Origin of the sequence: Streptomyces lincolnensis, from assembly GCF_021173675.1 — a bacterium.
In the GTDB taxonomy this organism is placed as follows: domain Bacteria; phylum Actinomycetota; class Actinomycetes; order Streptomycetales; family Streptomycetaceae; genus Streptomyces; species Streptomyces lincolnensis_B.
Genome location: NZ_JAIHON010000007.1, coordinates 200,301 through 214,270, shown reverse-complemented (window position 1 = coordinate 214,270; position 13,970 = coordinate 200,301). Strand labels below are relative to the sequence as shown.

The window sequence follows — 13,970 nt, the reverse complement described above, 5'->3', positions numbered from 1 at the left end:
GTTCCTTGCGCCCCGCGTCCCCTGCTTCCCGCGTCCAGTGAAGGTGTGCTGCCCGCCCACCGGGATCCGCGGGGCGCGCCGCACGGCCGGTCGGACGGTCCCCCGCGCCATCCGACCGGCCGCCGGTGTACACGCGGGGACGTTATCGGCCGGTGGCCGACCCGGTCTTGGACGAATTTGCACTCGCCGAGAGCGCCATGGCCCCTTCCACCCGGCGGGCGGCCATCATCCGTCCGGGTGTGGTGCCGGCGATGGCGCGGAAGTCGCGGTTGAGATGTGCCTGGTCGTAGAAGCCGCAGGCCGCCGAGATCTCGGTCAGGCTCCCGGTCCCGCGGTTGAGCATCGCCACGGCGCGCCGGAAGCGCAGCACCCGGGCGGACGCCTTGGGCGTCAGTCCGGTCTGTTGGGTGAACCGGCGGATCAAGTACCCCTGGCTCCAGCCCACTTCGGCTGCGATACGGGCGATCGGCACGGTCCCCGCGCTGCCGGAGAGCAGGTGCCAGGCATGGCACACCTCGGGTGTGGGTTCCGGGCCTTGATCCAGCCGGGCCAGCAGCGCCGCGTCCAACAGGTCGAACCTGACCGCCCAGTCCCGGGTGGACGCCAGCCGCTCCACCAGCACACCCGCTTCGGGCCCCAGCACGTCCCGGATCTCGACGGCCAGGTTCGTCAACTCGCTCATCGGCATGCCGAACAGCCGGTAGGCGCCCAGCGGGGTGAACTCGACGCGGATCGCCTCCTGGCCACCGGGATGGACGCAGATCGCGGGCCGGTCCTCCACCCCCACGACCAGTGACCCGATTCTCCCGCTGTCCCCGCCCGCCATGCCCAACCGACGGACCTGGGTGAAGGGTTCGGCGAGGTTGATCAGCAGGGTCGCGCATCCGGTCGGCACCAACCGCACCTCGTACGGTGAGGTCACCGCTTCCCAATAGCCGACGTAGCTGCGCAGGAACGGTCGCAGCCCCGGATGCCAGGGCCGTGTGACCCGCCACAGACCGCCGAGCCGCGCGATCTCGACGGCACCCGCGCCCGCGAGGCCGTCGCGTAAGGCCTGAACCACCAAGAGGCTCCCCTCACCTCCGAGGGACCGCCCGGAGCGAACCGCCTGGCCGCTCCGCCACACCCCCGTCGGCTGTCCGGTGCAGCAGCGGGTCGTTCCGCACGCTTCAGGATATCCATGGCGTCGCACCCCTCTCACGGGTCGGGCACGTGAAGCGGGCGTGCAAAGGGTGCGGATCCCGTGAGGGGCCGCGAGGGCCCTGGCCCCATGACCTGGGACGCCGAACAGTGCCTGACCGGACCAGCTCGGTGGGTACCGAGGTGGTCCGGCCAGGCACTGCCGGTTTCGGAGGGGAAGGGCCGAGGCCTTGTCACCGGTCCAGGTGGGCCAGTCGCCGGGCCAGCACCGGGATGATCACGGCGGCGGCCACGAGGTGCGACAGGGCCAGGACGATCTGGGTGGAGACGGCGGTGTGCGGGGCGGCGGCCGGGCCGGCCAGGGACAGCGCGGTGAGGACGACGGTGATCACCGTGAAGGTGCGGGCGGGGCGCTTGGCCCACCGGGCGAGCGCCACGGCCAGGACGATTCCCGCGAGCGACCAGAACAGCACGCCTCCGGCGAAGCCGCCGATCGGGATCTCCACCGCCGCGCTGTCCCCTGGACTGGCCGCGGCCATGGGGACTCCGGCCGCCCGGGTGACGAGTGCGAACGCCTCGGTGACGACCGCACCGGCGAGCATCGCCGCGATACCGACCAGCCACACGGGACGGGCCGCGAGCGAGCGGAGCGAGGAGGAGGAGTGGAGGGTCTGGGGCTGGGGCTGGGCCTGGCTCTGGGGCGAGGTCACGCTCATGGCACGGTCTCCTTGTTCGGTGTGCGTTCTCGGTGTGCCTTACGCAGGGTTAGACCGGGCGATCCCCCAGAACTCATCGGTCGTCGGGGGAACTTGTCGAATTCCGAGCGGCAGGGCACGACACCGCCGTCGACGGACAGTCGGGACGGACGGTGCGGGCGCGGCGGCCCTTACTTCCTTGCCCTCCCCCTCACGCCCACCTACCCTGACTTTGTGCCGCTAATAAACAAATCCCGAACGCACAACGCCGTGCCGGGCAACGGCAACAACCTCACCCGCCTCCGCATCGCCCTGACCACCTTCTTCGCCCTCGACGGCTTCATCTTCGCCGGCTGGGTCGTCCGCATCCCCGCCATCAAGCACCAGACCGGGGCCTCGGCGAGCGGCCTCGGGCTCGCCCTCCTCGGGGTCTCCGCCGGAGCCGTGGTCACGATGATGATCACCGGTCGGCTCTGCCGCCGTTACGGCAGCCACAAGGTCACCGTCGTCTGCGGGATCCTGCTCTCGCTCAGCGTGGCGCTGCCGCCGCTCACCCACTCCGCTCTCACCCTCGGCGCCGTACTCCTGCTCTTCGGCGCCGCATACGGCGGCATCAACGTCGCCTTCAACAGCGCCGCGGTCGACCTGGTCCGGGCCCTGCGTCGGCCCATCATGCCGAGCTTTCACGCCGCGTTCAGCCTCGGCGGCATGATCGGCGCCGGAGTCGGGGGACTCGTCGCCGGATCGCTGTCCCCCACCCGGCACCTGCTCGGCCTCACCCTGATCGGCCTGCTCGTCACCACCCTGGCGGGCCGCACCCTGGTGCGCATCGAGGCGCCGGCACCGGCGGAGAGCGCACCACGGGCGGAGTCCTCGCCCCGCCGCCCGGAGACCCGCACCCGCGGACTCGTCGTCATCTTCGGCCTGATCGCCCTGTGCACGGCCTACGGCGAGGGCGCCCTGGCCGACTGGAGCGCCCTGCACCTGGAACAGGACCTGGACGCCTCACCGGGCATCGCGGCGGTCGGCTACTCCTGCTTCGCACTCGCGATGACCATCGGCCGGCTCACCGGCAGCCGGCTGCTCCAACGCCTGGGCCAGACCCGCACGTTGGTGTACGGCGGTGCGACCGCCGCGATCGGCATGCTGCTCGGCGCGCTCGCCCCGGCCCTGTGGGTGGCACTGCTCGGCTTCGTCGTCACCGGGCTCGGCCTCGCCAACCTGTTCCCCGTGGCCGTCGAACGCGCCGGCACCCTGGCCGGGCCCGACGGAGTCGCGGTCGCCTCCACCCTCGGCTACGGCGGCATGCTCCTGGGACCGCCCGCCATCGGCTTCATGGCCGACTGGTTCTCCCTCCCCATCGCCCTGACCAGCGTGGCGGCACTCGCGGCGACGGCCGCGGCCATCGCCCTGCTGACCCGTCGTACGGCGACCGGCTGACGGTACGGCAAGGCTGACGCCGGGCCCGACCTCCTCGGGACGCCGGGCCGGGCCTCCTCGGAACGCCGGGCCGGGAAAGGCCTCTCAGAGCCGACGCTGTGCCGCTTCGACGCTGTCCCCGCCGCTGGTGTTGAACGCGATGGCGGCCTGCGGCGCGTGCCGGCGGACCAGGTTCACGACCTGCTCGAAGAGCGGGAGCAACTGCTCCGCCTTGCGGATCCCGCCGCCGATGACGACCACGTCCCACGGACGCTCGCTCAAGGATGAGATGAGGGCGGGCTCGGCCGACTCGTCGAACACGATCAGCGTCATGGCGGCGTCGATGCCGTGCTCGCCGAACCGCGCCAGCTCCGCGTCGAGGGCCGCGTACAGCGCCTCACCGTCGACGCCGGGGATCGCTCGTGGGTCATAACCGACCACCAGGACAGAGGACATGCGGTCAACCTATTACCCCCGGGGTAATCGACCGCCCTCGCCCCCACCGGCAGGATCGAGCACGTCGAGGAAAGCCCTCGAGAACAGGATTCCGCCCGCGGCCGCGAGGAGTGCTCCATGTCCGTCAAGTCCCCCGCAGCGAACGCTGATTCAGCCACCGTCGCGAGTTCCGTCGCCGAGGCGACCCGGGCCGTCGTGCAGGACTTCCTAGCCGCACGGCCGGCCGGGGGCACCGAGCGGCTCGTGGCGCTCTTCGCCGACGAGGTCGACTGGGTGCTCGCCGAGAACCCGTCCGTCCCGTGGATCCGCCCGAGGGCCACCGCCGCGGAATGCGCCGCCCAGGCAACGGAGTTGATGGAGCACACCGTGCCCGAGGACGCGCGCGCGTCGGTCGACACGTTCCTCGTCGACGGCACCGACGCCGTCCTGATGGGTCACCTGTCGGGGACCGTCCGGGCGACCGGGAAGTCCTTCGAGGGCCCTTTCGCACTGCACCTCACCGTCGAGAACGGCCGGATCACCCGACACCGGCTCTACGAGAACAGCCTGTCGATCGCCGAGGCGTGCGCTCGGTGAGAACGCGGGAGGGGGCGACTCATTCGCCGCCCGGCGAGAACACCGGAGAGGGCCGACTCATCCGCCACCCGGGGAGAACACGGGGGCCGGCCAGGGCACCGCTCGGCGCCGAGGGCTGAGGACCGGCTCACTCGCCTCCGTCGGCGGAGAAGATCCGGTCCAGGTGGTAGTCGAAGATCGCGCTCGCCGACTCCGGGTCGCGCTGGCCGACGAGGATGCTGGTGCCGAGTCCCGCGGACATGGCCAGCAGACTGACCGCCTCCGCCCGGGTGTCCACGCCCCGCCGCAGCAGCCCGGCCTCCTGCGCCTGCCGGAGGAGGCCGACGAGGGCGGCCTCCGCGGCGTCCGGGTCCTTGATGAAGGGCTGGGCCGCGAGCGCCTGGTCGTGGACGGCCAGAACGGCGTACGAGGTGTAGAGGTGGTGGAAAGTGCGGCTTTCGAGGTCGGTCGGCAGTGCCGCCGTCAGCAGCGCCTCGATCATCGCGCGCGGCCCTGGTTCCTCCCCGGCGGCCCGGATCCTGGCGGACACCCGCTCACCGAATCTCTCGGTCAGGTGCCGCAGCCCGAAGAGCAGCAGTTGCTCCTTGGTCTCGAAGTAGTACTGCACCAACCGCAGTGACACGCCCGCCTCGGCCGCCACGTCGCGCATGCCCACGGCATGCAGTCCGCGCCGGCCGGCGACCCTGACGAGCGCCTCCGCGATCTCGGTACGCCGCTCTGCGTGATCCACGCGCTTGGGCATCGTCGGGTTCTCCGCTCCTGGTTCGCGTCGTTCGCCGGTCGCCGGTGCGGGATCCGCCGGCACTTTTTATGGTACACCCGTACCACGGTTGTGGTACGGTCGTATCATGAAGACCGACTACCCCGGAGGTGGCCGTGCCCGACACCGCTGCAATCCGCACCCAGGCCGATGTCGGCCGCTATGTCAGCGACGCCTGGCGCGAGCGCTACTTCGCCGCCTGTGACGTGCTCTACGCGCTGGGGGCCACCGCGCTGGCGGAAGAGGACGTGGAGACGACCTTCGGCACCACGCACGTCTACCGCTACGGCCCCGCGGACCCGGCCGCCCGTGAGCGCACGCCCGTCGTCCTGGTGCATGGAGCGGGCTCCTGCTCCGCCATGTGGTACCCCAACACCCCCGCTCTCAGCGCCGAACGGCCCGTCTACGCGATCGACACCCTGGGCGACCCCGGCCGCAGCGTGCAGTGCGAACCCATCCACCAGCCCGAGCGCGCCGCCCAGTGGCTGGACGAGACGCTCGACCAACTCGGTCTCGACCGGGTCCATCTCGTGGGCGCCTCCTACGGCGGCTGGCTGGCCCTGAACCAGGCGCATCTGCGGCCCGACCGCCTCGTCTCGGTCACCCTCCTCGACCCCGGCGGCCTGGAGAAGGTGGGACTGCGCTTCTTCGTCTGGCTCTTCGCCGGCCTCTTCGCGACCTTCGCCCCCAAGGCCCTCCGCCCCAAACTGGCCGCCTGGCTGGAGCAGCCGGTCCTCGTCATGCCGGAACTGCGCACGATGATCAGGACGGCCGTCCGCGCCTACCGCATTCGCCGTCCGGCACCCGTCCCGCTGACCGAGAGCGAACTGTCCACGGTCCGCACCCCCCTCTACCTGGTGCTCGGCAAGCGCAGCCTGCTCGTCCACCCGCAACGTCAAGTGGAGCGCGTGCCCCGCCTGATACCGGGCGCCCGCGCGGAGATCATCTCCAACACCGGCCACGGACCGTGGATCGACCACGCGGAGGAGGTCGGCCGCCGCATGCTGGAGTTCATGAGCACCGCCGACTGACACCTGCCCCGTCCGCCCGTGCCGGGGTCTCGCGCTCCGGTGGCATGCTGGGGCGGTGTTCTCCTCCACTCCTGCGGGCGCCGTGTTCTTCGATGTCGACGGCACCCTCGTCCCCGGCACTAGTACGTCGCTCTTCCTGACCGGTTTCCTCGGCCATCGGGACGAGTTGGCCAGGGCCGAGGACGCCTACGCCACCGGCGCCATGGACAATCGGCAGGTCTCCGAACCGGACGCCGCGGGGTGGGCGGGAGCCTCCGAGGACCAGGTCTCCGGATGGCTGGACGGGCTTCCCCTGGTCGCGGGCATCGAGGAGACCGTGGACTGGTGTCGGCAGAACGGCTTGGTGCCCGTGCTGGCGACCCTCGCCTGGTCGGCGGTCGGCGGCTGTCTGATGGACCGGTTCGGCTTCCAGGGGTTCTGCGGGCCTCAATTGGCCACGGCCGGGGGCCGGTTCACCGGCCGGGTCGCCCGGCACTTCGACGAGCACGACAAGCGGGACTTCGCCCTCGCCCGGGCGCGGGAACTGGGCCTGGATCCCCGCTCGTGCGGTGCCGTCGGAGACAGCCGTTCCGACCTGCCGCTCTTCGCGTCCGTGGGGGTGAGCGTGGCATTCAACGCCTCGGCGGGAGCGCGAGCGGCCGCCACCGTCGCGGTGGACGACGACGACCTGCGCAGCGTCCTGCCCGCCCTGAACCGCTTGGTCACAGCCAGTCGTTGACGACCTGTCAGGTCCGGGCCCGGGTACCGCACCGGCGGTCCGATGACGCTCAGTCGTCGAAGTAGGCCTTGGCGACGGCGTAGCTGTCCTCGTAGAGGTGGTAGCGGGTGATCAGCCCGTCCTCGACCGTGGTGTGCAGGGCGAACGCGGTGTCGATGTCCCGGCCCGTCTTCCTGACCTCGGAGACCATGCGCCCGATCAGGACCACGTCGTCGCCGTCGGCGATGACCTGACGGAGGTCGAACTCCTTGGGCCGCACGTGGGTCCGCAGCAGTTCGAAGAAGGTCCGCATGTCCTCGGCCGAGCCGACCTCCGGCACCCAGGGAATGCCTGGCGGGTGCGGGATCGAGAACGACACCGAGTCGGCGAACAGGGCCGCCGCCTCTCCGGTCTTCCCCTCGGCGAGCAACGGGAACAAACCTTGGACGATCTGCGCCGGCGACTCTGTCGTCATGTCTCTCGACACTACACGCCGGCCCATCTCGGCGGCCCTCAACAGAGCGATCGGGGACCTTCCTTCGGCGGCCCCGGGTGCGCGACCCGCAACCGGCAGGAACCCGTTTCAGGCCGTGGGAGTCGCCGTGAGCCGTCGCGCCAGTGTGGCCGCGAACTCCTCCGCCCGGGACATCTGGGTGCGCAGGTCCTCGACCCGCTGCCGGGTGGCGTGCTCGAAGCCGCGGATCCGCTCCAGCAGCGCTTCGCGTTCCTCGGGCGGCAGTTCCTCGTCGGCGTCGAGGCGGTCGGTGGCCTCCAGCAGAGCGCGCATCTCGTCCAGGGTGAAGCCGAGCGGCTTCATACGGCGGATGACCATCAGGCGGGCGACATCGGCCTCGGTGTAGAGGCGGAAGCCGCCCTGGGAGCGGGCGGAGGGGACGACGAGGCCGGTGTCCTCATAGTGCCGGATCGTCCGCAACGACAGCTCGGTCCGTGCGGCGACCTCGCCGATCTGCATGTGCTCGCTGGTCACGCGGGGTGTCCTCCTCGTCCCTGGCCGCAGTCGGGGACCGCCGACGCCGATCCCTACCCTAACGTCAGGGTAGAGTTTCCCCGGTGTCGGGCTCGCCGTCTGCCGTGCCCGTTGCCGTGGTGCGGGACGTCGTGGTGCGGGATGCCGTCCCGTGGCCGTGAGCCGTGTCAGGGCCGACGAAGCCCCCGGCGAAGACCCGCGAAGACCGTGGTCCCCCCAAGCAGGAGAGAGCGTGCGCATGTCTGTGATGCCCGGCGCCGCTGCCTGCCCACCGTGACCCGTCGCCCCCGAGCAGCGCCCGCTTGCCTCAGCGGTTGCCCGGCGGCCGCCCCCTGACCTCGGTCCGCCGTCCGCCGACCGCCGACTTCGTGACCGGCCCGGCCGTCCACGCCTCCCCACTTCCCCACCTCCCCGCGCGCCCGCCGCCAACCCGGGTGTGCCCGAGCACGACAGGTTCCTCGTCTCTTGTCCTCCTCCGCTCTGTCCCCGTCCACCTGGCTGCAGGCTCCCGACGTCCGTCCTGGCTGTCCGACCCGAAGGTGCTGCGCACCGAGGTGCTGGCCGGGCTCGTGGTCGCGCTGGCGCTGATCCCGGAAGCGATCTCGTTCTCGATCATCGCGGGGGTCGACCCGGCGGTGGGCCTGTTCGCCTCGTTCACCATGGCCGTGACCATCGCGCTCGTCGGCGGCCGACCGGCCATGATCTCCGCGGCCACCGGTGCCGTCGCCCGTCATCGCCCCGCTGAACCGTGAGCACGGCTTCGGCCATCTCGTCGCCGCCGTCATCCTGGCCGGCGTCTTCCAGATCGTCCTCGGCGCGCTCGGCGTCGCCAAGCTGATGCGGTTCGTGCCGCGCAGCGTGATGGTCGGCTTCGTCAACTCCCTCGCGATCCTCATCTTCATGGCGCAGGTGCCGGAGATGACGGACGTGCCCCGGCCCGTCTATCCGCTGATCGCCGCCGGGCTGGCGCTGATGGTGTTCTTCCCGAGGATCACCACGGTCGTCCCGGCTCCCCTGGTGTCCATCGTCATCCTCACCGTGATCACCGTCGCGGCCGGCATCGCGGTGCCGACCGTGGGCGACAAGGGCGAACTGCCCTCCGCCCTCCCCATGCCGGGCCTGCCGGACGTGCCGTTCACCCTCGACACGCTGACGACCGTCGCCCCGTACGCGCTCGCCATGGCGCTGGTCGGGCTGATGGAGTCGCTGATGACCGCCAAGCTGGTCGACGAGATCACCGACACCCACTCCTCCAAGACCCGCGAGTCCGTCGGCCAGGGCGTCGCCAACATCGTCACCGGCCTCTTCGGCGGCATGGGCGGCTGCGCGATGATCGGCCAGACGATGATCAACGTACGGGTCTCCGGCGCTCGCACCCGGCTGTCGACGTTCCTGGCGGGTGCGTTGCTGATGGTGCTGTGCATCGTCTTCGGGCCGGTCGTCTCCGACATCCCCATGGCGGCGCTGGTCGCGGTGATGGTCATGGTGTCGGTGGCCACCTTCGACTGGCACTCCATCGCCCCGAAGACACTGAAGCGGATGCCGGCCGGGGAGATCACCGTCATGGTGGTCACCGTCGTGTGCGTCGTGGCCACCCACAATCTCGCCGTCGGCGTCGTCGTGGGCTCCGTCACCGCCATGGTCATCTTCGCCAAGCGTGTCGCCCGTCTCGCCGAGGTCACCGCCGTCACCGACCCCGACGGAGCCACCGTCGTCTACCGGGTGACCGGCGAGCTCTTCTTCGCCTCGTCCAACGACCTCGTCGGCCGGTTCGACCACGCCGCCGACCCCGACAAGGTCGTCATCGACCTGTCCGCCGCACATGTCTGGGACGCCTCCTCAGTCGCCGCCCTCGACGCCGTCGAGACCAAGTACGCCCAGCGCGGCAAGACCGTCGAGATCATCGGGCTGAACGAGCACAGCACCCGGATCCACCAGACCCTCAGTGGCGAGCTCACCGGGGGCCACTGACCGCGAGACACATGAAGCGCAGTTCGGACCGTCCCCCGACAACCGGCCATTGCTTACGAGAGTCTGACGCGGCCCGCGTTCCCACCCACCCCACAGCTCCCCCTGGCCACGCTTGTCACGTCCACGAACACCCACACGGACGCACCGGCGCCGACAGCGGCACCGGCGTCGGCACCGGCGTCGGCACCAGCGCCATGAGGAACGAAGGAGCGGGACGTGAGCCACAACCGGCACGACGCGAAGACCAGGACCCACCACGGTCACCGGGCCAAGTCCAGGACCCGGCGGATCGTGATCGGCGCGAGCGCCCTCGCCACCGTCGCGGCGGCCACCGTGGCCGTCTCCCTCGCCTCGGCGAACCAGTACGGGACGTCCGGGGCGGGAACCGGTCGTGCGGTCTTCGTGCAGGGCAACGAGCTGAACGGCAACACGATTCACGTCTTCGCACGGGACGCGCAGGGCCGGCTGAAAGCCTCGGGCACCTACGCGACGGGCGGCAAGGGAGGGGATCAGGTCGACGCGCCCACGGACTCCCTCGCCTCACAGGACTCCCTCGTCTACGACGACACCTCCCGGACCCTGCTGGCAGTCAACGCCGGCAGCGGCACGCTGACCTCCTTCCGCGTCGAGGGGACGAGGCTGAAGGACCGTCAGGTCATGGACACCGGCGGCGAGTTCCCGTCCAGCATCGCGGTGCGGGGCAGGCTGGCCTACGTCATGAACGCGGGCGGCGCCGGCAGTGTCCAGGGCTTCCGGATCACGGCGAAGGGGCTCGTGCCGATACCCGGGTCCTTCCGCTCCCTGGGGCTGGCCAACGAGGACGTGCCCCGGTTCGACACCTCGCCCGGCGAGGTCGAGATCACCCCGGACGGCCGCAGCATGGTGGTCACCACGAAGGGGAACAACACGATCCAGGTCTTCCCCCTGAAGCGGAACGGCCTGCCGGCCGTCGCCGAACCGGTCGTCAACAAGTCCGTCGGGAACGTGCCGTTCGCCGTCAGCTTCGACAGGTCCGGCGGCCGGATGCTGGTCGCCGAGGCCGAGAAGTCCACGGTGACCACGTACCGGGTCGGCCACGACGGCAGGCTGAAGGTCCTTCAGAAGCCCCTCGCCAACGGCCAGGAGGTCCTGTGCTGGCTGGCACGCGCGGGCTCCTTCTTCTACGGCGGCAACACCGGCAACTCGACCGTCAGCGGATACCGCATGGACAGGCACGGAAAGCTCGCCCTGACCAACCAGGTGGGCGTCGCCACACCGCCCTCCGCGAAGTCGCAGGGTGTCATCGACATCGCCGTGACCGAGGACGAGAAGTTCGTCTACGTCCAGAACGCCGTCTCCGGCACGGTCGACGGCTTCCGCGTCGAGAGGAACGGATCCCTCACCAAGATCACCACCGCCGAGGGCCTGCCCGCCTTCGCCGAGTCCGGTATGGAGGGCATCGCCGCGATGTGACGATCTGCGGAGTGACTCGTCCGCGGAGTGACTCATGGCCGTCGAAAAAAATCTCGGACGGCGGTGTCGAGAATCCCCGACCGGCTCCGTCCCCGGGGTGAACACGACCACAATGGGTCGCACCGGCATCGAGGAGAACACCATGGCCAAGTACCTGCTGCTGAAGCACTACCGCGGTGCTCCGGCTCCGGTCAACGACGTGCCGATGGAGAAGTGGACGCCGGAGGAGATCTCGGCGCACGTGCAGTACATGCGCGACTTCGCGGCCCGGCTCGAGGAGAGCGGCGAGTTCGTCGAGAGCCAGGCACTGGTCCCCGAGGGCACGTTTGTTCGATACGACGGTGAGGGGCGCCCGCCGGTCACCGACGGTCCGTTCGCCGAGACCAAGGACCTCATCGCCGGCTGGATGGTGATCGACGTCGACAGTCACGAACGGGCCCTCGAACTGGCCGCGGAGCTGTCGGCCGCCCCCGGAGCCGGGGGGAAGCCGATCCACGAGTGGCTGGAGCTCCGGCCGTTCATGGCCGAGCATTCCACCTGCATCACGGAGTGACGTCATCGATGGACGAGGCCCTGCTGCGCAGCCTCACACCGAGCGTGCTCGCCGTCCTCGTCCGCCGCGGAGCCGACTTCGCGGCGGCCGAGGACGCCGTCCAGGACGCGCTGGTCGAGGCGGTCCGCGTCTGGCCGGCCGATCCGCCGCGGGACGCGAAGGGCTGGCTGATCACCACGGCCTGGCGCAAGTTCATCGACCAGGCCCGGTCGGAGGCCGCCCGCCGCCGGCGTGAGGACCTCGTCGACGAGCAACCGGAGCCCGGTCCGGCCCCCTCGGCGGACGACACACTCCAGCTGTACTTCCTGTGCGCCCACCCCTCGCTGACGCCGTCGTCGGCGGTCGCGCTCACACTGCGCGCCGTCGGCGGGCTCACCACCCGCCAGATCGCCCAGGCCTACCTGGTGCCCGAGGCGACCATGGCCCAGCGCATCAGCCGCGCCAAGCGCACCGTCTCCGGCGTGCGGCTCGACCGGCCCGGCGACGTCGCCACCGTGCTGCGCGTCCTCTACCTGGTCTTCAACGAGGGCTACGGCGGCGATGTCGACCTGGCCGCCGAGGCCATCCGGCTCACCCGGCAGCTCGCGGCCGCCATCGACCACCCGGAGGTGGCGGGGCTGCTCGCCCTCATGCTGCTCCACCACGCCCGGCGCGCCGGGCGGACCGCGCCCGACGGCAGCCTGGTGCCCCTCGCCGAGCAGGACCGCACCCGGTGGGACACCCGGCTGATCGCCGAGGGCGTCGCGATCCTTCAGGTCGCCCTCTCCCGCGACCGGCTGGGCGAGTTCCAGGCCCAGGCGGCCATCGCCGCCCTTCACGCGGACGCGCCGGCCGCGGAGGAGACCGACTGGGTGCAGATCGTCGAGTGGTACGACGAACTCGCGCGCCTGACCGACAACCCGGTCGTGCGGCTCAACCGCGCGGTGGCCGTCGGGGAGGCCGACGGACCCCGCGCCGGTCTGGCGGCACTCGCCGAACTGGACGCCTCGCTGCCCCGTCACACCGCGGTGGCGGCGCACCTCCACGAGCGCGACGGCGACCTGGCGACCGCGGCACGGCTGTACGCCGAGGCGGCCCACAAGGCGCCCACGCTCGCCGAGCGTCAGCACCTGACACGTCAGGCCGCCCGGCTCAACGCCCACCGGCGTCACTGACGGCTCCCCGCCGGGCCCTCACCGGGAACCGTGACGGGCCGGCCGAGTCCGCCGACGGCACCGAGGACGTGCGGCCGCGGCGACCCCCGCGTCTCAGGCGCCGGCCGACGGCGGAGCGAGGTCGGCCGCCACTTCTACGGCGATGGCAACGGCCCGGCCGGCGAGGGGCGAGTGGATCCGTCCGGCCTGCCAGTGCAGGTAGATCTCCCGTGGCGGCAGGGACGGCAGCAGCTCGTGGACGCGGAGCCGGTCGTCGGAGGCGACATCGGCGCCGCGGATCGCGAGCCAGGGCAGCACGGCCGATCCCAGACCGGCCCGCACTATCGACAGCAGGGTGTCGTTGACCGCGCTGCGGAACACGAACTGCGGGCGGGCGCCACCGCGGGCCATCGCCTGCTCCATCACGGGCTGGTCGCAGATCAGCGGCCAGGCCACCATCGGCGCGCCGTCGAGCCGCGCCAGCGGGACCGGCCCCTCGGGGAAGGCGCCGGGGGCCGCCACCAGCAGGTAGGGATCGTCCAGCAGCTTGCGGTGCTCCAGGTCGCCGTCGAGGCGGCCGTCGTAGAACAGCAGGTCGAGGTCGCCGATCCGCGGCTGCTCCGGCTCCTCCTCGAACAACCTGATGTCGCAGCCGGGGTGTTCGTCCCGCAGTCGGCGTACGACCGACGGCAGGATCACGTTGGACACGCTCTGGAACGTGCCGATGTCGATCCGGCCGTCTCCCGCCTTGAACCGGTCCACGGCATCGGTCAGCGCCTCCGCCTTCGCCAGCAGGGCGCGACCGTGCTCCAGGACCACCGAGCCGAGCGGGGTGAGCCGCACCGGCCTCGGACCGCCCGGCCGGTCGAACACCGGACCGCCGACGGCCCGCTCCAACGCGGCGACCTGCTGGCTCACCGTCGACTGGGTGTACCCGAGGCGGGCGGCGGCCCGTCCGAACGAGCCCTCCTCGGCGATGGCGGCCATCGCCGCCAGATGGCGCAGCTCGACGTTGCTCACGCGCGCCAGCGTAACGGCACCCCTGGCCCGTCCATGGGCCCTTTCATCGCCTCCAGCGATCGCATCGATCGGAAATCAT

Annotated in this window: 14 protein-coding genes and 1 pseudogene; 8 read left to right on the top strand and 7 right to left on the bottom strand. The window is 71.2% G+C overall.

The window, feature by feature from the left end:
* Positions 1-142: 142 nt before the first annotated feature.
* Positions 143-1,063 (bottom strand): helix-turn-helix domain-containing protein, encoded by a 921-nt coding sequence (locus tag K4B79_RS21970; RefSeq protein ID WP_232028548.1) that lies wholly within the window; start codon positions 1,061-1,063, stop codon positions 143-145.
* Between the two features lie 310 nt (positions 1,064-1,373).
* On the bottom strand, positions 1,374-1,856 hold the full coding sequence (locus tag K4B79_RS21965; RefSeq protein WP_232028547.1) for a DUF6069 family protein: 483 nt from the start codon (positions 1,854-1,856) through the stop codon (positions 1,374-1,376).
* 249 nt (positions 1,857-2,105) lie between these two features.
* On the opposite strand from K4B79_RS21965, the gene K4B79_RS21960 reads away from it, so the two are divergent.
* Positions 2,106-3,275: an MFS transporter gene (locus K4B79_RS21960; RefSeq protein WP_232028546.1), complete on the top strand. Its 1,170-nt coding sequence runs from the start codon at positions 2,106-2,108 to the stop codon at positions 3,273-3,275.
* 84 nt (positions 3,276-3,359) lie between these two features.
* Here the strand turns inward: K4B79_RS21960 and K4B79_RS21955 are convergent, their stop codons facing one another.
* Positions 3,360-3,710 carry a hypothetical protein gene (locus K4B79_RS21955; protein WP_232028545.1) on the bottom strand — a complete coding sequence of 117 codons (351 nt, stop codon included), beginning with the start codon at positions 3,708-3,710 and terminating at the stop codon, positions 3,360-3,362.
* Between the two features lie 117 nt (positions 3,711-3,827).
* On the opposite strand from K4B79_RS21955, the gene K4B79_RS21950 reads away from it, so the two are divergent.
* The gene (locus tag K4B79_RS21950; protein ID WP_232028544.1) at positions 3,828-4,286 is read left to right on the top strand and encodes a nuclear transport factor 2 family protein; all 459 of its coding nucleotides are present in this window, start codon (positions 3,828-3,830) and stop codon (positions 4,284-4,286) included.
* A gap of 127 nt (positions 4,287-4,413) precedes the next feature.
* Here K4B79_RS21950 and K4B79_RS21945 read toward each other — a convergent pair whose 3' ends face one another.
* Positions 4,414-5,028, bottom strand: coding sequence for a TetR/AcrR family transcriptional regulator (locus K4B79_RS21945; RefSeq protein WP_232028543.1), 615 nt, complete (start codon positions 5,026-5,028; stop codon positions 4,414-4,416).
* A gap of 134 nt (positions 5,029-5,162) precedes the next feature.
* On the opposite strand from K4B79_RS21945, the gene K4B79_RS21940 reads away from it, so the two are divergent.
* Both K4B79_RS21940 and K4B79_RS21935 read left to right on the top strand, forming a co-directional pair.
* Positions 5,163-6,077: an alpha/beta fold hydrolase gene (locus K4B79_RS21940; protein WP_232028542.1), complete on the top strand. Its 915-nt coding sequence runs from the start codon at positions 5,163-5,165 to the stop codon at positions 6,075-6,077.
* Positions 6,078-6,132: 55 nt separating this feature from the next.
* Positions 6,133-6,795 carry an HAD family hydrolase gene (locus K4B79_RS21935; protein ID WP_232028541.1) on the top strand — a complete coding sequence of 221 codons (663 nt, stop codon included), beginning with the start codon at positions 6,133-6,135 and terminating at the stop codon, positions 6,793-6,795.
* A 49-nt stretch (positions 6,796-6,844) separates the two neighbouring features.
* Here the strand turns inward: K4B79_RS21935 and K4B79_RS21930 are convergent, their stop codons facing one another.
* Positions 6,845-7,249, bottom strand: a complete 405-nt coding sequence (locus K4B79_RS21930) for a nuclear transport factor 2 family protein (RefSeq protein ID WP_232028540.1) — start codon at positions 7,247-7,249, stop codon at positions 6,845-6,847.
* A gap of 108 nt (positions 7,250-7,357) precedes the next feature.
* Positions 7,358-7,762, bottom strand: coding sequence for a MerR family transcriptional regulator (locus K4B79_RS21925; protein WP_232028539.1), 405 nt, complete (start codon positions 7,760-7,762; stop codon positions 7,358-7,360).
* Positions 7,763-8,227: 465 nt separating this feature from the next.
* Between K4B79_RS21925 and K4B79_RS21920 the strand changes: the two are divergent.
* From K4B79_RS21920 to K4B79_RS21905, 4 genes and pseudogenes are all read left to right on the top strand, one after another.
* Positions 8,228-9,733 (top strand): annotated as a pseudogene (locus K4B79_RS21920) (SulP family inorganic anion transporter).
* Positions 9,734-9,949: 216 nt separating this feature from the next.
* Positions 9,950-11,185 (top strand): lactonase family protein, encoded by a 1,236-nt coding sequence (locus K4B79_RS21915; RefSeq protein ID WP_232028538.1) that lies wholly within the window; start codon positions 9,950-9,952, stop codon positions 11,183-11,185.
* A 142-nt stretch (positions 11,186-11,327) separates the two neighbouring features.
* A complete protein-coding gene (locus K4B79_RS21910; protein ID WP_232028897.1) occupies positions 11,328-11,738 on the top strand; it encodes a YciI family protein in 411 nt (136 codons plus the stop codon).
* A gap of 8 nt (positions 11,739-11,746) precedes the next feature.
* Positions 11,747-12,892: an RNA polymerase sigma factor gene (locus K4B79_RS21905; RefSeq protein ID WP_232028537.1), complete on the top strand. Its 1,146-nt coding sequence runs from the start codon at positions 11,747-11,749 to the stop codon at positions 12,890-12,892.
* 93 nt (positions 12,893-12,985) lie between these two features.
* On the opposite strand, the gene K4B79_RS21900 is transcribed toward K4B79_RS21905, so the two are convergent.
* Positions 12,986-13,891 carry a LysR family transcriptional regulator gene (locus K4B79_RS21900; RefSeq protein WP_232028536.1) on the bottom strand — a complete coding sequence of 302 codons (906 nt, stop codon included), beginning with the start codon at positions 13,889-13,891 and terminating at the stop codon, positions 12,986-12,988.
* Positions 13,892-13,970: the final 79 nt, after the last annotated feature.

Bases quoted from the DNA above. Each gene is read 5' to 3' on its own strand.
- K4B79_RS21955 (WP_232028545.1), bottom strand. From the start codon at position 3,710: ATGTCCTCTGTCCTGGTGGTCGGTTATGACCCACGAGCGATCCCCGGC.
- K4B79_RS21965 (WP_232028547.1), bottom strand. From the start codon at position 1,856: ATGAGCGTGACCTCGCCCCAGAGCCAGGCCCAGCCCCAGCCCCAGACC.
- K4B79_RS21950 (WP_232028544.1), top strand. From the start codon at position 3,828: ATGTCCGTCAAGTCCCCCGCAGCGAACGCTGATTCAGCCACCGTCGCG.
- K4B79_RS21930 (WP_232028540.1), bottom strand. From the start codon at position 7,249: ATGACGACAGAGTCGCCGGCGCAGATCGTCCAAGGTTTGTTCCCGTTG.
- K4B79_RS21910 (WP_232028897.1), top strand. From the start codon at position 11,328: ATGGCCAAGTACCTGCTGCTGAAGCACTACCGCGGTGCTCCGGCTCCG.
- K4B79_RS21905 (WP_232028537.1), top strand. From the start codon at position 11,747: ATGGACGAGGCCCTGCTGCGCAGCCTCACACCGAGCGTGCTCGCCGTC.
- K4B79_RS21945 (WP_232028543.1), bottom strand. From the start codon at position 5,028: ATGCCCAAGCGCGTGGATCACGCAGAGCGGCGTACCGAGATCGCGGAG.